20 protein-coding genes and 2 tRNA genes are annotated in these 20,082 nt (G+C 41.9%); 11 read left to right on the top strand and 11 right to left on the bottom strand.

Annotated features, from left to right (window positions below):
• Positions 1 to 72: 72 nt before the first annotated feature.
• The 7 genes from OQ279_RS16130 to OQ279_RS16100 form a co-directional block, all read right to left on the bottom strand.
• Positions 73 to 564: a DUF192 domain-containing protein gene (locus tag OQ279_RS16130; RefSeq protein ID WP_266071074.1), complete on the bottom strand. Its 492-nt coding sequence runs from the start codon at positions 562 to 564 to the stop codon at positions 73 to 75.
• Positions 561 to 1,385, bottom strand: coding sequence for a prolipoprotein diacylglyceryl transferase (lgt, locus tag OQ279_RS16125; protein ID WP_266071072.1), 825 nt, complete (start codon positions 1,383 to 1,385; stop codon positions 561 to 563). Before lgt ends, OQ279_RS16130 begins: the two co-directional genes overlap by 4 nt.
• A 52-nt stretch (positions 1,386 to 1,437) precedes the next feature.
• Complete coding sequence (gene yidD / locus OQ279_RS16120) at positions 1,438 to 1,680, bottom strand: membrane protein insertion efficiency factor YidD (RefSeq protein WP_266071071.1); 243 nt, start codon at positions 1,678 to 1,680, stop codon at positions 1,438 to 1,440.
• Between the two features lie 11 nt (positions 1,681 to 1,691).
• Positions 1,692 to 3,179 (bottom strand): cysteine--tRNA ligase, encoded by a 1,488-nt coding sequence (gene cysS / locus OQ279_RS16115; RefSeq protein WP_266071070.1) that lies wholly within the window; start codon positions 3,177 to 3,179, stop codon positions 1,692 to 1,694.
• Positions 3,180 to 3,194: 15 nt separating this feature from the next.
• Complete coding sequence (gene folE / locus OQ279_RS16110; RefSeq protein WP_266071069.1) at positions 3,195 to 3,872, bottom strand: GTP cyclohydrolase I FolE; 678 nt, start codon at positions 3,870 to 3,872, stop codon at positions 3,195 to 3,197.
• A gap of 161 nt (positions 3,873 to 4,033) precedes the next feature.
• Positions 4,034 to 5,545, bottom strand: coding sequence for an OmpP1/FadL family transporter (locus OQ279_RS16105; RefSeq protein WP_266071068.1), 1,512 nt, complete (start codon positions 5,543 to 5,545; stop codon positions 4,034 to 4,036).
• 21 nt (positions 5,546 to 5,566) lie between these two features.
• Positions 5,567 to 6,652, bottom strand: a complete 1,086-nt coding sequence (locus tag OQ279_RS16100) for a hypothetical protein (RefSeq protein WP_266071067.1) — start codon at positions 6,650 to 6,652, stop codon at positions 5,567 to 5,569.
• Positions 6,653 to 6,749: 97 nt separating this feature from the next.
• Between OQ279_RS16100 and proS the strand changes: the two genes are divergently transcribed.
• The 4 genes from proS (at position 6,750) to rpsT (ending at position 8,772) form a co-directional block, all read left to right on the top strand.
• A complete protein-coding gene (gene proS, locus OQ279_RS16095) occupies positions 6,750 to 8,228 on the top strand; it encodes a proline--tRNA ligase (protein WP_266071066.1) in 1,479 nt (492 codons plus the stop codon).
• Between the two features lie 77 nt (positions 8,229 to 8,305).
• Positions 8,306 to 8,377, top strand: a tRNA-Glu gene (locus tag OQ279_RS16090).
• A gap of 44 nt (positions 8,378 to 8,421) precedes the next feature.
• Positions 8,422 to 8,493, top strand: a tRNA-Glu gene (locus tag OQ279_RS16085).
• Between the two features lie 30 nt (positions 8,494 to 8,523).
• On the top strand, positions 8,524 to 8,772 hold the full coding sequence (rpsT, locus tag OQ279_RS16080; RefSeq protein WP_266071065.1) for a 30S ribosomal protein S20: 249 nt from the start codon (positions 8,524 to 8,526) through the stop codon (positions 8,770 to 8,772).
• Positions 8,773 to 9,204: 432 nt separating this feature from the next.
• Here the strand turns inward: rpsT and rho are convergent, their stop codons facing one another.
• Positions 9,205 to 10,941: a transcription termination factor Rho gene (rho, locus tag OQ279_RS16075; RefSeq protein ID WP_266071064.1), complete on the bottom strand. Its 1,737-nt coding sequence runs from the start codon at positions 10,939 to 10,941 to the stop codon at positions 9,205 to 9,207.
• A 192-nt stretch (positions 10,942 to 11,133) separates the two neighbouring features.
• Here rho and OQ279_RS16070 point away from each other — a divergent pair, with 192 nt between their 5' ends.
• Positions 11,134 to 11,544, top strand: a complete 411-nt coding sequence (locus tag OQ279_RS16070) for a DUF4293 domain-containing protein (RefSeq protein WP_266071063.1) — start codon at positions 11,134 to 11,136, stop codon at positions 11,542 to 11,544.
• 176 nt (positions 11,545 to 11,720) lie between these two features.
• Here OQ279_RS16070 and OQ279_RS16065 read toward each other — a convergent pair whose 3' ends face one another.
• Positions 11,721 to 12,233, bottom strand: a complete 513-nt coding sequence (locus tag OQ279_RS16065) for a metallophosphoesterase family protein (protein ID WP_266071062.1) — start codon at positions 12,231 to 12,233, stop codon at positions 11,721 to 11,723.
• Positions 12,234 to 12,338: 105 nt separating this feature from the next.
• Between OQ279_RS16065 and truA the strand changes: the two genes are divergently transcribed.
• Positions 12,339 to 13,079 carry a tRNA pseudouridine(38-40) synthase TruA gene (gene truA, locus OQ279_RS16060; RefSeq protein WP_266071061.1) on the top strand — a complete coding sequence of 247 codons (741 nt, stop codon included), beginning with the start codon at positions 12,339 to 12,341 and terminating at the stop codon, positions 13,077 to 13,079.
• Complete coding sequence (locus OQ279_RS16055) at positions 13,079 to 14,851, top strand: ABC transporter ATP-binding protein (RefSeq protein WP_266071060.1); 1,773 nt, start codon at positions 13,079 to 13,081, stop codon at positions 14,849 to 14,851. The genes truA and OQ279_RS16055 overlap by 1 nt, the downstream gene beginning before the upstream one ends.
• On the opposite strand, the gene cdaA is transcribed toward OQ279_RS16055, so the two are convergent.
• Together cdaA and folP are read right to left on the bottom strand one after the other, a co-directional pair.
• The gene (gene cdaA / locus OQ279_RS16050; RefSeq protein ID WP_266071059.1) at positions 14,848 to 15,621 is read right to left on the bottom strand and encodes a diadenylate cyclase CdaA; all 774 of its coding nucleotides are present in this window, start codon (positions 15,619 to 15,621) and stop codon (positions 14,848 to 14,850) included. The two genes, OQ279_RS16055 and cdaA, sit on opposite strands and share 4 nt — an antisense overlap.
• 37 nt (positions 15,622 to 15,658) lie before the next feature.
• Complete coding sequence (gene folP / locus OQ279_RS16045) at positions 15,659 to 16,483, bottom strand: dihydropteroate synthase (protein WP_266071058.1); 825 nt, start codon at positions 16,481 to 16,483, stop codon at positions 15,659 to 15,661.
• A gap of 86 nt (positions 16,484 to 16,569) precedes the next feature.
• Between folP and OQ279_RS16040 the strand changes: the two genes are divergently transcribed.
• From OQ279_RS16040 to prmA, 4 genes are all read left to right on the top strand, one after another.
• On the top strand, positions 16,570 to 17,127 hold the full coding sequence (locus OQ279_RS16040) for a DUF1599 domain-containing protein (RefSeq protein ID WP_266071056.1): 558 nt from the start codon (positions 16,570 to 16,572) through the stop codon (positions 17,125 to 17,127).
• A 10-nt stretch (positions 17,128 to 17,137) separates the two neighbouring features.
• Positions 17,138 to 18,232 (top strand): BT_3928 family protein, encoded by a 1,095-nt coding sequence (locus OQ279_RS16035; protein ID WP_266071054.1) that lies wholly within the window; start codon positions 17,138 to 17,140, stop codon positions 18,230 to 18,232.
• A gap of 265 nt (positions 18,233 to 18,497) precedes the next feature.
• On the top strand, positions 18,498 to 19,250 hold the full coding sequence (gene tpiA / locus OQ279_RS16030; RefSeq protein WP_266071053.1) for a triose-phosphate isomerase: 753 nt from the start codon (positions 18,498 to 18,500) through the stop codon (positions 19,248 to 19,250).
• 12 nt (positions 19,251 to 19,262) lie between these two features.
• Positions 19,263 to 20,082, top strand: an 820-nt coding sequence (gene prmA, locus OQ279_RS16025) for a 50S ribosomal protein L11 methyltransferase (RefSeq protein ID WP_266071052.1), incomplete at its 3' end; no start/stop codon positions are given.

Genomic DNA, 20,082 nt, shown 5'->3' with positions numbered 1-20,082 from the left:
TTGAGCCGGGGATTGGATAGGGTAAAAAAAAATACTCTTCAAAAATGCCATTTTTGAAGAGTATTTCTGAGGTTAATCTCTGTTTAAGATAAGACTGTCGCCTACAGCCAGGTTCCATTGGTCTGAAAGCCCTGCGTTGACTTCTAGGACGTATTGGGCCGGCTTTTCTGAAGGGATTGTCTTCAGGCTTTTTGGTTGGGCATTCTTCTGAATGCTTACCACTTTATTATTTGCATCGAGAAAGATAAGATCGAGCGGAATATTCGTGTTTTTCATATAAAATCCACGTGGGGCTTCATCTTCAAAGATAAAGATCATTCCCTGGTCGTCTTCCATAGAGGTGCGGTACATGAGACCGGTTTCCCGCTGGTAATCGTCATCGGCGATTTCCAATTGCAAGTGCTGGATGGTGTCACCTGTTTCTTTTGTGAGGTAAGCTTCAGCCTCTTTCGTAAAAGTAATAGGTTCGGCGATATCCTGCTGTACGGGTTCTTTGTTGTCCTTGCAGCTCAGCAACACGCTTGTAGCAAGAAAAATGCTGAAAAAAGTGCTTTTCCTTATCATTTTACGCGACTTTTAGTCGAGGGTCTGTACATGAAGTAGAAACCGGCAATGATAAACGGAACGCTCAGCCATTGACCTGTATTCAATACCCAGTTCACCCTTTCGCCTACTTGCGGTTCTTTCACGAATTCTACAAAGAATCGGACAGACCATAGCAGTACTAAGAAAAGTCCAAAAATATAACCCAGTTTTTCCCTTTTAAGGGTTTTCCAGTAAGTGAACCAAAGTATGAGAAACACCACAAGGTAGCAGGCTGCTTCGTAAAGCTGGGCTGGATGCCTTGCAAAATCCTCACCCAGTTTTGTGAAAACCACTCCAAAATCGCTGTTTGTAGGTTTTCCTATAATTTCAGAATTCATGAAGTTACCAATCCGTACAAAAATACCTCCACAAGCTACAGGAATAACAATCCTGTCAAGGATCCAAAGAACCGGCTTATGCAATATATTGCGGCAGTACAGGTACATGGCGGTGATGATACCTATTGCCGCCCCGTGACTTGCAAGCCCTCTAAAACCGGTGAATTCAAACTCAGGTTCAAATCTTACGGGTAGAAATATTTCAAGAAGGTGGTTTTGAAAATAGTCCCAGTCATAGAAAATAACATGTCCCAGCCTGGCGCCAATAAGAGTGGCAAGTACGGTGTAAATAAAAAGTGAATCCAGTTTTTCAATAGCAATTCCTTCTCTTTCGTAAATGCTCTTCATAAGGTACCAGCCTATGGTGAAGGCAACAACGAACATTAAACTGTAGTAGTGAATGACGAAAAATCCCAGATCAATTCCTTCGGAAGGATTCCAGTAGATTTTATTGAAAAGCATGAAATTGTTTTATTGTTGGAAGGTAAAGATACATATTTGGCGCCTTTCCTGATTATTTTTCCTCCTGAAGTTTCTTTGGAACAGGATCATATCCCTGTCCTCCCCACGGATTGCAACTGGCAATTCGTTTTATGGAGAGCCAGCTTCCTTTTAGAGCACCGTGCTGTTGCAGGGCTTCAACAGTATACTGGGAACAGGTAGGCGTGTAGCGACAGCTTGCAGGCGTGAGTGGCGAGATGAATCTTTGGTAGGTCCTCACCAAACCTATAAGCGGATATGTAAGCCACTTTCTCACAAGAATTTTTGTTATTCTATGGTAAAGCTGGTGCCGTCTTTGCCATCCTTCAGCTGAATCCCAATCTCCAGGAGTTCATCCCTTATCTTATCGCTGGTAGCAAAATCTTTGTTAGCTCTGGCCTCTGCTCTTAATTTAATGAGCAGTTCTACTGTGCCTGAAAGTTTATTTCCGAAGTCATTATCGGCAGCTTCAGCAGTATCTACAAGTCCGAGAACGTCAAAAATGAAGTCGGATATTGTCTTTTTTAGCACCTCGAGGTCTTCAGCTGTAATCTTAGCTTTTCCGTCTTTAATGATGTTGATCTGCTTTACAGCTTCAAAAAGTTGCGCAATGAGAATGGGACTATTAAAATCGTCATTCATAGCATCATAACACTTCTGTCTCCATTCAGCTACATCAAAGTCGGAAGTTGCTGCGGTTTCCAGATGATCAAGTGCATGATAGGCATCCATCAATCGCTGAAAACCTTTTTCACTGGCCACAAGAGCTTCGTTTGAGAAATCGAGTATGCTGCGGTAGTTTGCCTGCAACATAAAGAACCGTGCTACTGTAGGTGCAAATCCTTTTTCGAGATTGGGATTGTCTCCTGTAAAGATCTCATTGGGAAGGATGTTATTACCTGTGCTTTTAGCCATTTTCTTCCCGTTAAGGGTAAGCATATTGGCATGCATCCAGTAATTTACCGGGGTCTTTCCTGTAGCGGCTTCTCCCTGTGCAATCTCACATTCATGATGCGGAAATTTCAGATCCATTCCGCCGCCGTGAATGTCAAACTCCTCTCCCAGATATTTTGAGCTCATCACGGTACATTCCAGGTGCCAGCCTGGGAAACCATCGCTCCATGGCGAAGGCCAGCGCATGATGTGTTGAGGTTCGGCTTTTTTCCAGAGCGCAAAATCCTGCGGATTCCTTTTATCGCTTTGTGCAGCCAGCTCCCGGGTATTGGGGATCATGTCTTCCAGCTTTCTTCCGCTTAATTTGCCATAGTCATGAGATTCGTTGAATTTGATGACATCAAAGTAAACAGAACCGTTAGCTTCGTATGCATAGCCTTTTTCAAGGATCTCCTTGATAATCTCTATCTGCTCAACAATATGGCCGGTTGCGGTAGGCTCAATGCTTGGTGGGAGGTTGTTGAACTTCTGCAGAATATTGTGAAAATCTACAGTGTATCGCTGCACAACTTCCATAGGCTCAATTTGCTCAAGGCGTGCTTTTTTAGCGATCCTGTCTTCCCCTGAGTCGGCGTCATTTTCTAAATGCCCGGCATCGGTAATATTTCGTACATACCGCACTTTGTAGCCCAGGTGTTTTAGGTATCTAAAAACAAGATCAAAGGAGATAAATGTGCGGCAATTGCCAAGATGCACATTGCTGTAAACCGTAGGGCCGCAAACATACATGCCCACGGTACCTTCATTGATAGGTTTAAAAACTTCTTTTTCTCCCGATATTGAGTTGTAGATCTTTAATTCCTGCTGCTGGTAAAGTGCCATAAAAAATGTACAGATTTAGAATTCGGTTTCCAGATTGATGTAGTCTAAAAAGTCGCGTCTTGCTTCGGGATCTTTGAATCTTCCGCCGTATTCGCTGGTAACGGTACTGCTTTCGATATCCCTGATTCCGCGGCTGTTTACACAAAGGTGCTTGGCATCAATCACGCAGGCAACATCTTCGGTGCCCAATACTTCCTGGAGCTCCTTTACAATTTGCATGGTCAATCTCTCCTGTACCTGTGGGCGCTTGGCGTAATAATCTACAATGCGGTTCATTTTTGAAAGCCCTACAACGGTACCGTTGGAAATATATCCTACGTGTGCTCGTCCTACTATTGGCAGCAGGTGGTGCTCACAGGTAGAGTAGAGGGTGATGTTCTTTTCTACCAACATCTCCCCGTATTTATACTTGTTTTGAAAGGTTGAAGCCTTTGGTTTCAATTGAGGGTGCAACCCGCCAAATACTTCTTTAACAAACATCTTGGCTACCCTTTTTGGAGTTCCTTTAAGGCTATCATCGGTAAGATCAAGGCCCAGGGTGTCCAGGATGCTCTGTACGTCTTTTTGGATGCGTTCAATCTTTTCCTCATCACTTATTTCAAAGGCATCTTTACGCATGGGAGTGTCTGTATTGGGGCTTACAAAAGCATCTCCCATTTCATCAATAGCCTCGTCTATATTGTCTTTTTTCATAATTCTATATAAAGTAGCGTCTAAAACACTTGGTAAGTAAGCTTGCAAAGATACATATTTAAACCCTTTTTTGGAAGTCTGTTGCAGCAAGTTCAATGGCTGAAATAGTATAAAAAATAAAAACAGCCCGAAGGCTGTTTTCTATATTAAAAACCTATGTGCTACAAGCCAAAACCTATGGTGAGCACATAATTTGAATTGTCTCTTGAAATTCCCATTCTGTCTGTTAATCCTGCCTGATATAATTTTGGGTTTGTTTTGCGTGAAGAATGATCGTAAGCGAAGTCAATTTTGATACTTCCAAAGCTGTATCCAATCCCGGCCGAATAACCTTCAAGGTCTCCCATGGGTAGTTCATTTGCATAAGGAGTTTCTTCAAACCTGTATCCGCCTCTAAGGCTCCAATTCTGAATTCTGTACTCACCTCCAAGTCTAAATTTTGAAGCCCCTCCCAATTCATTGGAGATGATATTGTTTTGTTCCATAAAAGCAGGGTCATCTGTAGGTTTGAATTTTGTGGTAGAGTAGTCCTTATAGGTGTAATCAAAACTAATAAGTGCCGATGCACCAAAAAGATAAGCCAAACTTCCCGTGTAGCTGGCAGGAGTTTGCAACTTATAATCGGGGTAAATGTTGACGATATTAGGTTCTACATAATCAATGTCGGTCTCGATATACTGGCTTGTTTCTTCAGAAATTGTGTACCAGGTAGGAGATTCATAGGCTAATCCGGCCCTTACATTGTTTCCTATCTTGGCGAGAGCCCCTAATTGCAGGCTAAAGCCAGATCCTAATGTATTTAATTGATCTTCGAAATATACATACTCATCGGGTGCCTGTAGATTTTCTTCATCAATAGAAGTCATTCTTTCATAGTTGATGAAGTGGGAGTTCAGGTTAATTCCCAGGTACAGAAAATCCTGGTATTGAGAAGCGAAATTGAAGCTCAGTTTCCCATTTAGTCCCGTTGCGGTATAGTTGTAAATTTGATCGTATGTTCCCGGAGATAAGATACTGCTGTAAGAGTCGAGTTCCAGAAAAGCAGGATCTGATTCTGGAAGGTTGTTTGGGTTATCTACGCCAATCACTCCGCCCCAAAGGCCTAAATAGGCCTGTTGAGCTCCAAACCCTAAAGTCTCTCCCAGCCTGGCATATGCCTCGCCGTCAGATTCATTTCTGTAAGGGATAAGGTATTCAACGGGAGTGCCATTGGCATAAGCCAGAAAGTACTGGTCTATTGAATGGGGGTTATTTCCCCTGGCCGAATAGGTGTTATTGAAACTTGAAGATTTATTGAAATTAAAACCGAGGGAAAACTTTTTCCAGTTTGCGTTCTCATTTCTATTGTTAAAGATAAAAACGGCTCCGGCCTGCCCAAGATCAACATTAGAATCGGAACTGGAATTATAGCCGTTCATAAAGCTTACGTCATTGTTGCTGTTCTCTACGTTGAGACTAATCGAGGCGAAACTTGAGAGGAATACTGCTGAACCGGCAGGATTCAGATTAAGAGAGGAGAGATCGCCTCCCAGGGCGCCAAAAGCACCACTCATGGCCCGATATCGTGCTGTTCCGTTAAGATCTGTTGTAGAATATCTTACAGCATCTGTTATATTTTGAGCCTCCACAGTCATGGAAATCATGGCTGTGAAGGCAAAAATTAATCTTTTCATTTATGAAGTGTTTTAGGGGAATTATCTACCGCCGCCACGTGACCTGCTTGATGATGAACTGGCTCGAGGTGCCGAAGAGGATCTTACTGTTGAAGAAGATCTTACTGATGGCGTAGAAGACCGGTAAGAACTGTTGTTGCTTCTTGAAGAACGACTTGTTCTCACTGCAGGTCTTGAATCTGATGAAGTGTTACTTCTTACAGCAGGTGTAGACCTGCGTTGGGTTGCACTTCTATAGCTTCTTTCAGATGAATCGCTGCTACGACTTACTGTAGATCTTGTTCTGGTAGAACGGGTTTGATAAGTTCTGTCATTATTAGATCTCGTTGCGGCAGCTCTCACGTTACGGGTGTTGGAATATCCCTGAATTCTGGAAACACGGCTTTCTGAGGCTTCGGTATTCCGGTAGCGATTAGAATAGCTGTCTCTGCGCCCTGCATTATAAGCCACTTCACGTGTGTTATAAGAACGGTAGTGGTTATAATATCCGCCGTAAGGATAGTATGGGGAGTATCTGTGGCCGTAACCATAATATCCACCCCAGCCGTAACCCCAGCCAATGTTCCATCTCCATGAGGGGTAGGCGTAAGAATGTCCGAAGTAAAATGGATCATAAAAGCCGTAGCGATAGTAACGGGGTCCCCAGAATGGATCATATAATCCGGCATAATGCGGATAACCAAATCCGTAACCATAGTGGTATGGGCTGTAAAACGGATAGTTGTTGTAAATGTTTACTGCGATCTCATCGGGGTCAGTTCCCCATGCGGCACGTCCGGGTTCATATTCCAAACCTTCGGCTCCAAACATATTTTCATCATATTGACCCGATGAATATGTTTCTACATCAGTAAAAATTGCTCCATTTTCAGGAACAGCTTCAAACTGTGCGGCTTTTTCTCCAAAGAGGTTTTTATAATAAAGGGCGTCTTCGTAAGATTCCTCGTAATCATTAGCAGTATACGCCTCTTCATTATCTGAGGAGTTGTAAATGCCGTCGTTGTCATAGCCGGCATACTGATAAGAACTACAGGAAGCTAAAAAAAACAGAGCGCCTAGTGCTGTAAAAAGGCTTCTCACGTTTAAAAGCTTGTAGTATCGTTTCATGACGTTGAATAATTTATTGAACAAAGATAAAAATAGTTAGTTTTGCGCTAACTTTATTTCACTAACAAGGTACAACATTTGTGCCAAAAGACTGGAGATGGCAAAGAACCTAACTACCCGAAAAGAAGATTACTCAAAATGGTATAACGAACTGGTTGTGAAGGCCGACCTGGCAGAAAATTCTGCCGTGAGAGGCTGTATGGTTATTAAACCTTACGGTTATGCAATTTGGGAAAAAATGCAGGCACAACTTGATAAAATGTTTAAGGAAACAGGACATCAAAATGCTTATTTCCCGCTCTTTGTTCCTAAAAGCCTGTTTGAAGCTGAAGAAAAGAATGCTGAAGGTTTTGCTAAAGAATGTGCTATAGTTACTCATTATCGATTAAAGAACGATCCCGATAATGCCGGAAAATTAATAGTAGATCCTGATGCAAAGCTGGAAGAAGAGCTGGTAGTAAGGCCAACATCTGAAGCTATTATCTGGAATACTTATAAAGGCTGGATACAGTCGTACCGCGATTTGCCCATCCTGGTTAACCAATGGGCCAATGTAGTGCGCTGGGAGATGCGTACCAGGCTTTTTCTGCGTACAGCCGAATTTTTATGGCAGGAAGGTCACACCGCACACGCCACTAAGGCTGAGGCATTGGCCGAGACAGAACAAATGAATAATATCTATGCAGAATTTGCCGAAAATTTCATGGCAATGCCTGTGATAAAGGGTAGAAAAACAGAGAGTGAGCGTTTTGCAGGGGCTGTAGAAACTTACTGTATAGAAGCAATGATGCAGGATGGAAAAGCCTTACAAGCCGGGACTTCTCACTTCTTGGGGCAGAACTTCGCTAAGGCATTTGATGTGAAATTTGCTACAAAAGAAGGGGGGCTGGAGCATGTTTGGGCTACTTCATGGGGAGTGTCTACAAGATTGATGGGAGCGTTGATTATGACGCATAGTGATGATAATGGGTTAGTGCTGCCTCCAAACCTGGCGCCAATACAGGTTGTAATTGTGCCAATTTACAAAGGGCAGGAGCAATTAGATCAAATTTCGGAAGTTGCCAATAAGCTTACTGCCGATCTTAGGGCCCAGGGAATTTCGGTAAAATACGATGATCGCGATACTCAAAAGCCAGGTTGGAAATTTGCACAGTATGAACTGCAGGGGGTTCCTGTAAGAATAGCTATTGGCCCTAAAGATCTTGAAAAGGGTTCTGTGGAGTTAGCAAGAAGAGATACGCTGAGTAAAGAGTTTGTTCAGCAAAACGAGGTAGTAGAGCGGGTAAAAGGGCTTATGACCGAGATTCAGGAGAATCTTCACAATAAAGCAAAGGCCTTTCGTAACGAACATATTACAGAGGTTAACGATTTTGAAGAGTTCAAGAAAGTGCTTAAGGAAAAGGGAGGGTTTATTTCAGCGCATTGGGATGGCACTGCAGAGACAGAAAATAGGATCAAAGAACTTACAAAGGCTACCATCCGTTTAATCCCTTTTGATAATGAAAAAGAGGAAGGCGTTTGTGTTTTCACCGGGAAACCATCGGTGGGGAGGGTGCTATTTGCAAAGGCTTATTAATTTTTTTAAAAAAAATTCCTCAACATTTGCGGCATTCAAAAATAGTTGTATTTTTGCATCCGCATTTGAAAATAAATGGTCCGTTCGTCTAGGGGTTAGGACGCCAGGTTTTCATCCTGGTAACAGGGGTTCGATTCCCCTACGGACTACAAAGGTTTACAAGTCGTGTAAACCATCTTTGAAATAGTAAATTGGTCCGTTCGTCTAGGGGTTAGGACGCCAGGTTTTCATCCTGGTAACAGGGGTTCGATTCCCCTACGGACTACAGAAAAAGAATTAATTTAATAAGAGTATAATGGCAAATCATAAGTCATCGTTAAAGAGGATCCGTAGCAACGAGACAAAACGTCTTAGAAATCGCTACCAGCATAAAACTACCAGGAATGCCATCAAAAAGTTACGTGAGGCAGGAAAAGAGGAGGCAGAGACTTTGTACCCTACTGTAGCTTCTATGATTGACAAATTAGCGAAGAAAAACATTATTCATGATAATAAAGCCTCTAATCTTAAATCAAGATTAGCTAAGCACGTAGCTGCGCTTTAATTAAGATAGTGTTCAATTTATATAAAAAATGCCTTTCGTCAAGACGAAAGGCATTTTTTATTTTTTAAAATGAGATGATAAGGGATCAAAAACATTTTCTGGGATCAAGAACAATAGTTGTGGACTAGCTAAATAATGTAGTTAATCTGTACAGGAAAAATTCTACATTTTTCACTCCTCTAAATTGACTTCTGAAAGCTTTGGTATTCAATTAAAGGATACTGCTGAAGCATTTGTACCTCTGTTCTAAGATAGGTTAAGGGAGATGGTAGTGCATGGACATGTTATTTTCTTCCTGCGTAAGGAGGAGTGTTTATAAGCGGAGAGAAATGTTCTTTCTAAGAAGTTGTAGCAACAAGGTATCAAAGCCCATAAAAAAATCCGGAGCATCAAAAGATGTCCGGATTTTGTCATTTTAGGAAGGTATGATCCTTAACCGTTCATGGAGATTAAAAACTCCTCGTTGTTCTTTGTTTGTGTAATACGGCCATTGATAAATTCCATGGCTTCCACAGGGTTCATGTCGGCCAGATACTTGCGCATTACCCACATTCTTTGAAGTGTGTTCTCGTCAAGCAGGATGTCATCTCTCCTTGTACTGGAAGAGGTAAGGTCAATGGCTGGAAAAATTCTTCTATTGGCAATTTTCCTGTCTAATTGAAGTTCCATGTTACCGGTACCTTTAAATTCTTCAAAGATCACCTCGTCCATTTTAGAACCTGTTTCGGTAAGTGCTGTGGCGATTATTGAAAGAGATCCGCCTCCTTCAATATTTCGTGCTGCCCCAAAGAATCTCTTAGGCTTGTGAAGCGCATTTGCATCAACACCTCCAGAAAGTACTTTTCCGCTGGCAGGTTGCACCGTATTGTATGCTCTGGCTAAACGGGTGATGGAATCCAGAAGGATCACTACATCATGGCCACATTCTACCATTCTCTTGGCTTTTTCAAGTACAATGTTCGCAACACGTACGTGTTCGTGAGCTTCCTTGTCAAAAGTTGAAGCGATTACTTCTCCTTTTACATTACGCTGCATATCGGTTACCTCTTCAGGACGTTCATCAATAAGCAGGATAATTTGATATACTTCAGGATGATTTGCGGCAATTGCATTTGCAATATCCTTTAGGAGCATGGTTTTACCTGTTTTTGGCTGGGAAACGATCATTCCTCTTTGTCCTTTTCCTATAGGAGAGAACATGTCAATAACCCTGGTAGAAACTGTGCTTTGTCTTTCGGCAATGTTGAATTTTTCCTGAGGGAAAAGTGGAGTAAGGTGTTCAAAAGAAACCCTGTCTCTCACTACTTGTGGATCAAGACCATTGATCTTGCTAATCTTGATAAGCGGAAAATATTTCTCTCCCTCTTTTGGAGGTCTTACCTGGCCAAGAACGGTATCACCGGTCTTAAGTCCAAACAATCTTATCTGGGATTGAGAAACATAAATATCATCTGGAGAAGAGAGGTACATGTAGTCTGATGACCTAAGGAAGCCATATCCGTCCTGCATGATATCAAGTACTCCTTCACTTTCTATAATTGCATCAAACTCGTAATCGGGTTCTTTATAACGATTTCTGTTATCGCGGTTTCCTGTATCTCTGTTCCCGCTGTCGCGGTTGCCTGAGTTGTCTCTGTTCCCGTTGTTGTCGCGGTTGCTATTGTCGCGGGTATTGTCACGATTTTGGTTGCGGTTATCCCGTGCATCTTTCTGCCTGGTATCTTTGCGGTCTTTTTGTTGATTTCGCGAAGAAGAATCTTTAGAAGTTTGCTGGCGGGAAGAATCTTCTTTCTTTCCTTTCTGCTCATTCCTGTTGTCAGATGAAGGTTTTGCTTCCTGTGACTTTTCTTTTTGTTCTCCTTTGTGATCTGCTTTTTTCTCAGAGACCGGTCGTTGGTCTGCTGGATTTTTTGCAGTACTGGATTTTTCTTTTCTGGGGCGGGTTTTTCGCTGTTTCCTGGCAGTATTTTGGTCTTCCTGGGATTGAGGTTTTCCCTCTTCATCTGTCAGTACCTCCTGAACTTTTTGCGGATTGGCCGCCTGATAATCAAGGATTTTGTATACCAGGTCAAGCTTTTTCTGCGTACGGTATTTTGGTACCTGTAGCGTTTTGGCTATTTCCTGAAGTTCAGGCAGCTTCTTAGCCTTTAATTCTGAAATTTCAAACATGAATGTTCTTAAATAAAATTGGTCTTTGGTTTAATTAACCTTCTCGAGGAAGAATCGAAAAAATTTTTGGAGTCTAAGTAACCTTTATTGAATTGGTTACGAATTGATACTGCAATTATACGATATTATTTTCAGATTATAAATATGGTTTCTAAAAAGAATCTTTTATTTTTGTGCCTCTATTGAAGATAAATGTTACAAAGAATTCAGACAGTTTATTTATTAATTGCCGCCCTTTTCAATGCAGGTTTTATTTTTATATTTGAACTGTGGAATGATTTGGCTGGAAATCCGGTATACATCGAGGATGTTTATTCGGCTTTAGGGTTAACACTCTTTTCGGCTTTACTTTCAATAATTACGATCTTTTTGTTTAAAAATAGAAAGCTTCAGTTTGTGCTGGGGCGTGTCAATATCTTATTAAACTTAATTTTACTAGGATTATTTGTCTATTGGTCTCTAACTGTATCTGGAGAAACTTCGGTTTCAGAGAAAGGTATTGGGATGCTGACTCCTGTATTTTCTATCGTTTTTTTAGTGCTGGCCAATAAGGCTATAAAAAAGGATGAAGATCTTGTAAAATCTGTAGACCGACTGCGATAAACCTTTCATCTTAGTAGTATTAGTGCGTAAAAACCCGGAGTGAAAGCTCCGGGTTTTTTGGTTTCAGGCTTAAAGAATATAAGATTCCAAAAATGGCATTTTTGGCAGGTATTCCTGAAGCAGTATTCTCAATTAACAGATCTATCAACTACTAATCAATAACTATTAGCTGCTGATCACCGATCACTGCTCACTACTTTTTTCCCCAGTTCAATCACCTCAAGATCTTTGATATCCTTCCCGTCAATCTTGAATCTTAGCATTGTTCTTACCTGGTGAAAACCCTGTTTTCCTGCTGCGCCGGGGTTCATGTGAAGTAAACCGAGCTTCTTGTCGTTCATCACTTTTAAAATATGGGAATGCCCGCTGATAAAGATCCGGGGTGGGTTGGCTTTGATCTCTTCTTTAACTGCAGGGGAGTAACGGCCGGGGTAGCCCCCAATATGCGTAATCCACACATCTACTTCTTCACATATAAACCGGTTGTTTAGGGGGAATTCCTTTCTTATGCCCCCGCCATCTATATTCCCGTATACGGCTTTTAGTGGTTTTACTTTTTTTAGAGAATCGCTTACCTGCAGTGTGCCAATATCTCCTGCATGCCACAACTCATCAGCTTCAGCAGCATATTTCAGGATGCGGTCATCAAGATAACCATGGGTGTCACTTAGTAGTAAGATCTTTTTCATAGGGAATAATTATAACAAGATTAATAATCTACCGCCGGGAAGAATGAGCAGTTGCCTTTAATGGCTTATCTTTGTTTCTTTAATTTGCAAAAGTAAAAATTTAGGTTGAGATATTTTTTGGAGCTGGAATTCTTCGGAAAAGCCTACCACGGCTGGCAACGACAGCCTACGGCGATAACCGTGCAGGAGGTAATAGAAAATTCCTTAAGCACCCTGCTTCAGGAAAAAATTGAAGTGCTGGGTGCCGGAAGAACAGATGCGGGAGTGCATGCAAAGCAAATCTTTGCACATTTTGATACCGAAGCTATCCTGGGGCAGGAATTCATCTTCAGGATTAATTCGCTGTTGCCAAACGATATTGCGGTTAGAGATCTCGTTGCTGTACGCCCCGATGCTCATGCGCGCTTTGATGCTGTAGCCCGTTCTTATGAATATCATGTTACCACCAAAAAGAATGTGTTTGAAAGAGAGACAGCGTATTTTTTACAGAAAGAACTTAATGTGGAAGATATGAATGCAGCTGCGCAGATATTATTGGAGTACACAAATTTTAAGTGTTTTTCCAGGTCCAGGACCGATGTTTTTACCTACAACTGCACGATAACAAGAGCAGAGTGGGAACAACGGGATAACCTGTTGATATTTCATATTACTGCAGATCGTTTTCTTCGGAATATGGTGAGGGCTATTGTAGGTACTCTGGTAGAGATAGGATTGGCCAAACGCGAAATAGAAGATATGCATCAGGTAATTAAAAGTGAAAACAGAAGCAAGGCCGGAGCTTCGGTGCCTGCGCACGGATTATATTTAACCAGGATCGTGTATCCTGAAAGTATTTTGATTTAATGGCAGCAACAACAGGAAATGCTTTCGATTTTAGATTATTTAAGCGATTGCTTAATTATGCCTTCGCCTACAAAGGCGCCTTCTATTTTGTAGCTATAGCCGCTATTTTGCTCTCCTTCCTGGGGGTGATGCGGCCTTATTTATTGCAGCTTACTATAGATAATTCTATAGTGCCACAAGATAATGATCAGCTTTTCTTTTATATAAGTCTCATGCTGGGAGTGCTGGTGCTCGAGGTACTTTTCCAGTTTTGTTTTATTTATTTCGCCAACTGGCTGGGGCAGGAGGTAATTCGCGATCTAAGGGTGAACCTCTTTAAGCACATGCTTCAGTTTAAGATGAAGTATTTTGACAACTCTGCTGTGGGGCGTCTTGTAACCAGGGCGGTGAGCGATATCGAGACTATCGCGAGCATCTTTAGTGAAGGGCTGTTCATGATTATTAGTGACCTCTTAAAAATGACAGTTATCCTGGCTTTTATGTTCTATCAAAGCTGGAGGCTCACACTTTTGGTACTTGTGGTACTGCCATTTATCCTCTATGCGACAAGGGTTTTTCAAAAGAAGATGAAGCTGGCTTTTGAAGAAGTGCGTACGCAGGTAGCAAACCTTAACACTTTTGTGCAGGAGCGAATTACAGGAATGAAGATCGTGCAGCTCTTTACCCGGGAGGAAAAAGAATACGAGAATTTTAAAGAGATCAACGATAAACACCGTAAAGGCTGGGTTAAAACTGTGTGGTATAACTCCATATTCTTTCCCATTGCCGAAATGGCCACTTCTATCACCATAGGTTTAATTGTGTGGTATGGAGGGCTAAGAGTTGTTGAAGGCAGTGAAGCTATTACCCTGGGGGTAATAGTGGCCTTCGTTGAGTTAAGCCAAATGCTTTTTAGACCTTTGAGACAAATTGCCGATAAGTTCAATACCCTTCAAATGGGAATGGTAGCCGCAAACAGGGTTTTTGGCGTGCTCGATACTCAATCTTCTATTCCCGATAACGGTAAAATTGCTGTAAATCATTTAAAAGGAGAAATTGAATTTAAAGATGTTAGATTTAGCTACGTGGGTGATGAAGAGGTGCTAAAAGGAGTCTCTTTTAAGGCAGAAACCGGTGAAACAGTTGCAATTGTAGGAGCTACAGGGGCTGGAAAATCTACTATAATTAACCTGCTGAATCGTTCCTACGAAATTTCCAGCGGGCACATTCTTATCGATGGTATAGATGTTAAGGATATGACCCTGAAATCCCTTAGAGGGGAAATCGCGATTGTACTGCAGGATGTTTTTCTTTTTGCTGATACCATCCTTAACAATATCACCCTAAACGATCCCAATATTACAAAGGAAACGGTAATACAGGCAGCCAAAGATATTGGTGTCGACAATTTTATTGCCAGTCTTCCGGGGGGGTATGATTATAATGTGAAGGAGCGCGGGGTAATGCTCTCTTCAGGTCAACGTCAATTAATCGCATTTTTGAGAGCCTACGTGAGCAACCCGAGTATTCTGGTGCTGGATGAGGCTACTTCTTCAGTCGATTCTTATAGCGAACAACTCATACAGGATGCTACGTTAAAGATCACCCAGGGCCGTACTTCCATCGTGATTGCCCACAGGCTGGCTACAGTGAAAAAAGCCGATAAGATCCTGGTAATGGATGCCGGGAAAATAGTGGAGATGGGCACTCATGCTCAACTGTTAAAGAAAGAAAATGGATACTACAAGAACCTGTATGAGGTGCAATTTATGCAGGAAGAACAAAGCCTTTAAACAAGGTCTGCCTTTAATTTCTGGATGAGGTCTTCGCGATCTTCGTACATCACAAACTCACCATCCTTGATATAAGAGATCTGTCCTGTTTCTTCACTTACTACCAGGGCCAGGGCATCTGTTTTTTCAGTAATACCAACAGCTGCTCGGTGTCTTAATCCGAATCGTAGTGGTATGGTGCGGTCATTTGAAACGGGTAGAATCACCCTTGTAGCGGTAATGTAATTGTCTTCAATGACCAAAGCCCCGTCATGTAGAATACTATTCTTGTAAAAAATAGATTCAATTATGGGCTGGTTGACCAGGATCTTCATGGGGTCCCCGCTTTGTTTTATAAAGTCCAGGCTGGTATTTCTCTGTATCACAATTAGAGCCCCGGTGTTTGTTTTTCCCATGTTTTCACAGGCTTTTACAATTGCCTCAACATCATTGGGCGTTTCGAGGTCGTCCTTGATCAGCTTTAAAGTTTGTAAAAAGCGCCTTCTTCTGGCAAAGTTTGTAGAGCCAATCATGAGCAGGAATTTCCTGATCTCCTGCTGAAAAACCACGATAAGGGCAAACATTCCCACGCCGATAAATTCCCCCAATACACTGCTAAGCATTTCCATGCGCAGCAATTGGGTGAGTTTGCCAACAAAGTAAATGATCACAATTCCAATAAAAATATTGACGGCTACCGTGCCCTTAACCAACTTGTAGATGTAGTACAGCAAGGCTGCAATAAAAATGATATCAACAATATCGAGAATACGTAGATCGAGAAAGTCCAAGTGGGCGTGCTTTTTGGTAAATGTAAAAAATTATAAACTAGTTTTTCAGCCGCTCAATCAATTTCACACATTCTACCGCTTCTTTTACGTCATGCACCCTAAGAATGTGAGCTCCTTTCATCAAAGATACTGTGTTGAGAACAGTAGTGCCGTTAAGGGCTTCTTGGGGTGTGGTATTAAAAGTTTTGTAGATAAGTGATTTCCGGGAGAGGCCAGATAAAAGCGGCAAATTCAGGTTTTCGAATAATTCCAGATGAGACAGTAATTCAAAATTCTGTGTTACATTCTTAGAAAATCCGAACCCCGGATCTATAATTAGGTCATTGATGCCCAGCTGTCTCGCCAGGTCAATTTTTTCAGAAAAATATGAGAGAACGTCCTGAGTAAGATCTTCGTACTGGTTCAGGTCTTTCATGGTTTTAGGATTACCTCTCATGTGCATCATGATATAAGGTACCTGTAGTTGCGCTACCGTTTCCATCATTTTATCGTCAAGGTTTCCTGCGGAAATATCGTTGATAATGGCTGCTCCGGCTTCAACACTTTGTCGAGCCACTTCACTTCGGAAGGTATCTATAGAAATAATAATGTCTGGAAATTTCTCTACCAGGGCTTCTACTACCGGAAGTATTCGCTGAAGTTCTTCTTCCTCCGAAATATCTTCGGCGCCGGGCCTGCTGCTATAGGAACCTATATCTATGAAATCGGCTCCCTCAAGCAGCATTTTCTCTGTCTGTGCCAGGTGTTCCTCGAGGCTTGTGCGGCGTCCTCCATCATAGAACGAATCGGGAGTAATGTTGAGGATTCCCATAACTTTTGGAACAGAGAGATCTATAAGGCGGCCTTTACAGTTGATATACATCTTAAAAATTGCTGTTTTTTGGTTGGAAAAATTAACTTTGACGAATAGAATAAAATCAGCGAAATTTACACAAATTACCCGTTTCTATGAAGGATACTTCCGCCCAATATGATGCTGTGATCGCCGAATGCCGCAGTCTCTTCCTTAAAAAAATGAAAGATTATGGCTGTGCATGGCGTATTTTAAGGCTTCCTTCCCTTACAGATCAAATTTTTATAAAAGCACAGCGAATTCGGGGGCTTCAGGAAAATGAAGTGCGTAAAGTAGATGAAGGTGAGGTGCCAGAGTTTATTGGCATCATCAATTATTCGGTGATGGCTTTGATTCAGCTTGAAAAAGGAGTTGCCCTCCAGCCCGATCTTTCAAATGAGGAGGTCGAGGAGCTTTATGTGCGCACTACCGCCCGTACAAAGCAGCTCATGGAAAATAAAAATCACGATTATGGCGAAGCCTGGCGCGATATGCGGGTAAGTTCTTTTACCGATCTTATTCTTCAAAAAGTGCTTCGCATTAAACAAATTGAAGATAATAAAGGTAAAACACTCGTGAGCGAAGGCATAGCAGCAAATTATGAAGACATGATCAACTACGCAGTTTTTGCCCTTATACACATTCATGAAAAAAGCGAATTAAGCCAAACTTAAGCAATATACTATGAAAATTCTGGTAGAGGTTTCCCGTTGGATAGTCGGACTCTTGTTCATTTTCTCCGGATTTGTAAAGCTGAATGACCCTATAGGTTTTTCATTCAAACTGGAAGAGTATTTTAGCCCTTCGGTACTCGATCTTGAATTTTTAGCGCCCTTTGCACTTATCATCGCCATTCTGGTGGTGGTATTTGAACTTGTACTGGGCATTATGCTGCTCATTGGCTACCTGCCAAAATTTACTACCTGGGCACTGCTGCTTATGGTGATCTTCTTTGGCTTTCTCACTTTTTACTCCGCCTACTACAATAAGGTGACCGATTGTGGTTGCTTTGGCGATGCAATTCCTCTCACGCCCTGGCAGTCATTTTATAAGGATATGATACTGCTGGTGCTTATTCTTATCCTGTTTTTCAACAGGAAGTACCTTACACACTATTTTGCCCGGGCATCTCATAGATGGATCGTGTTTTTGAGTTTTATGCTGTGTTTCATTTTTGCCTATTATGTTTTGATGCACCTGCCAGTCTTGGATTTCAGGGCTTATAAGGAAGGTACAAATATTGCCCAGGCCATGACCGTACCGCAGGGTGCGCCCCAGGCGGTTTATGATTATAACTGGAAGTTCCGCGTAAACGGCGAAGAGAAGGTTTTTACAACTCAGGGATCTTATCCCAATGTGGACGGGGAGTTTCTCGAGGTAGAAACCCAGCTCGTGCAAAAAGGTTATGAGCCGCCAATTCACGATTTTTCTATTGAAAAAGACGGCGAAAACCATATTTCTTCCCTTCTGGCTGAAGATAAACTGCTTATGGTTGTGGCTTACAGTCTTAGGCGCAGCGAAGCCCCCGGCTTACAGCAGCTCGATGCAGTAGTAGAGCGTGCCCGCAGCAATGGCTACAGGGTGATAGGCCTTTCGGCTTCAGGGGAGGAGCTCAAGGAGCAAATAAATGAGAAATACAATCTTGATCTTGACTGGTATTTCAGCGATGAAACTGCACTTAAAACAATAATCCGGAGCAATCCCGGCCTGGTGAAGCTTCACAAAGGAACTATTGTAGAAAAGCTGCACTGGAGTGATGCTGAAAAACTTCAGTTTTAGAGGGTTCCAAAAATGGCATTTTTGAAGGGTATTTTCTGAAGTATTTATTTTCCGAAGTTAGTTCATTCGAAATATTCCGAATTGTTTCCGAAGAAAAAAGAGGGCTAAAAAAGGCATTTTTGACACCTTATTTTTATGCTTTTTCTCGTTTTTCCGCAGGTTCTTAGCCGTGGCAATGTTATATTTGTAGTTCAGGCCGGGCAATGAGAAAAATTTCGGCCAATCTATTAATTACAAATACTTATTTACCCCTAAAACAACCATTATGAGAGACAAAATAGTTGCCGGAAACTGGAAAATGAACAATGATTTGGCGCAAACCGAAGATTTGCTGTCAAACATCAAAAAATCATATAAAAAAGATCAGGACGTGCGCGTTATCGTGGCGCCTTCTTTCACAAATCTACACCACGCATTTGAATCTTTGAGAGATTCGTCTATAGATGTTGCTGCACAAAACATGAATGAGAATAGTGATGGGGCTTATACCGGCGAGGTATCTGCGTCTATGCTTACCAGTATAGGTGTGAAAACCGTTATTCTTGGTCATAGCGAGCGTCGTGCCATTTTTAAAGAAACAGATGCACTACTTGCAAAGAAAGTTGATGCCGCTCTTGAAAATGATATGGAAGTGATCTTTTGCTGCGGAGAGGAACTGAATGAACGTAAAGCTGAAAAACATTTTGACGTTGTGAAAAGTCAGTTGGAAAAAGGCATTTTTCATGTTTCTGAAGGGCAGTGGAACAAGATAGTGATCGCCTACGAACCTGTTTGGGCAATTGGAACCGGAGAAACTGCTTCTCCAGAACAAGCACAGGAAATGCATGCTTTTATCAGAAAAACCATTGCTGAAAAGTTTGGAAGTGAACTGGCTAATAATGTTGCAATTCTTTATGGAGGCAGCGTAAAGCCCGGAAATGCGCAGGAGATATTTGCTAAAGAAGATGTGGACGGTGGCCTAATTGGAGGTGCGAGCCTTAAAGCCGAAGACTTCTTAGCGATTGTAGAGGCTTTTTAATAAGAGAATAGTATGAATTATCTGGAGTTTAAATTTTTAATTGAACCTCTACAGCCGGCATCAGAGATCCTTATTGCCGAACTGGGCATGGCAGGCTTTGAAAGCTTTGTAGAGAATGAAGACGGAATTACTGCTTACATTCCCAAAGAGGAATATGATGCAGAGTCAATGGCGGGAATACACATACTCCAGTCTAATGAATTTGATATTTCCTTTACCCAGACAGAAATTGAACAGGTAAACTGGAATATTGAGTGGGAAAAGAATTTTCACCCCATTGTTGTTAATGACCAATGTGGGGTAAGAGCTCCGTTTCACCCCAAGCCAGATGTGAAGTATGACATTGTGATTGAGCCAAAAATGTCATTTGGTACCGGGCATCATGCTACTACTCACATGATGATAGAGTTTCTTCTAGAGCAGGACCTGCAGGGAAAAAAAGTTTTGGATATGGGTTGCGGCACCGGAGTATTGGCTATTGTAGCCGAAAAACGGGGTGCCTCTCAGCTTGATGCCATTGATATAGACAACTGGTGTTACCAAAATACGCTGGAGAATGTGGAGCGTAATGACTGCCACAAAATCGAAACTTTTGAAGGCGGGGCAGAGCTACTGCAGGGTCGTCACTATGACGTGATCATTGCCAATATTAACAGGAATATTTTGCTGGAGGATATGGAAACCTACAATAACAGCCTTAATGAGGGCGGGGAACTCTATCTCAGCGGATTCTATTCAAAAGATATTCCCGTGATCAAAAAGGAATGTGAAAAGTACGGGATGGAATACAATGATTATAAAGAACGGGAAGACTGGGTCGCTTTAAAATTTA

Source organism: Salinimicrobium profundisediminis (assembly GCF_026241755.1).
GTDB lineage: Bacteria > Bacteroidota > Bacteroidia > Flavobacteriales > Flavobacteriaceae > Salinimicrobium > Salinimicrobium profundisediminis.
This window is presented reverse-complemented; position numbering and strand designations above follow the sequence as displayed.

What these genes read in the sequence shown, in the direction of transcription:
- OQ279_RS16100 (WP_266071067.1), bottom strand. Translation starts at nt 6,652, where the DNA reads ATGAAACGATACTACAAGCTTTTAAACGTGAGAAGCCTTTTTACAGCA.
- cysS (WP_266071070.1), bottom strand. Translation starts at nt 3,179, where the DNA reads ATGGCACTTTACCAGCAGCAGGAATTAAAGATCTACAACTCAATATCG.
- folP (WP_266071058.1), bottom strand. Translation starts at nt 16,483, where the DNA reads ATGTATATCAACTGTAAAGGCCGCCTTATAGATCTCTCTGTTCCAAAA.
- proS (WP_266071066.1), top strand. Translation starts at nt 6,750, where the DNA reads ATGGCAAAGAACCTAACTACCCGAAAAGAAGATTACTCAAAATGGTAT.
- OQ279_RS16105 (WP_266071068.1), bottom strand. Translation starts at nt 5,545, where the DNA reads ATGAAAAGATTAATTTTTGCCTTCACAGCCATGATTTCCATGACTGTG.
- folE (WP_266071069.1), bottom strand. Translation starts at nt 3,872, where the DNA reads ATGAAAAAAGACAATATAGACGAGGCTATTGATGAAATGGGAGATGCT.
- rpsT (WP_266071065.1), top strand. Translation starts at nt 8,524, where the DNA reads ATGGCAAATCATAAGTCATCGTTAAAGAGGATCCGTAGCAACGAGACA.
- OQ279_RS16055 (WP_266071060.1), top strand. Translation starts at nt 13,079, where the DNA reads ATGGCAGCAACAACAGGAAATGCTTTCGATTTTAGATTATTTAAGCGA.
- OQ279_RS16040 (WP_266071056.1), top strand. Translation starts at nt 16,570, where the DNA reads ATGAAGGATACTTCCGCCCAATATGATGCTGTGATCGCCGAATGCCGC.
- OQ279_RS16035 (WP_266071054.1), top strand. Translation starts at nt 17,138, where the DNA reads ATGAAAATTCTGGTAGAGGTTTCCCGTTGGATAGTCGGACTCTTGTTC.
- OQ279_RS16065 (WP_266071062.1), bottom strand. Translation starts at nt 12,233, where the DNA reads ATGAAAAAGATCTTACTACTAAGTGACACCCATGGTTATCTTGATGAC.
- rho (WP_266071064.1), bottom strand. Translation starts at nt 10,941, where the DNA reads ATGTTTGAAATTTCAGAATTAAAGGCTAAGAAGCTGCCTGAACTTCAG.
- OQ279_RS16070 (WP_266071063.1), top strand. Translation starts at nt 11,134, where the DNA reads ATGTTACAAAGAATTCAGACAGTTTATTTATTAATTGCCGCCCTTTTC.
- OQ279_RS16130 (WP_266071074.1), bottom strand. Translation starts at nt 564, where the DNA reads ATGATAAGGAAAAGCACTTTTTTCAGCATTTTTCTTGCTACAAGCGTG.
- lgt (WP_266071072.1), bottom strand. Translation starts at nt 1,385, where the DNA reads ATGCTTTTCAATAAAATCTACTGGAATCCTTCCGAAGGAATTGATCTG.
- tpiA (WP_266071053.1), top strand. Translation starts at nt 18,498, where the DNA reads ATGAGAGACAAAATAGTTGCCGGAAACTGGAAAATGAACAATGATTTG.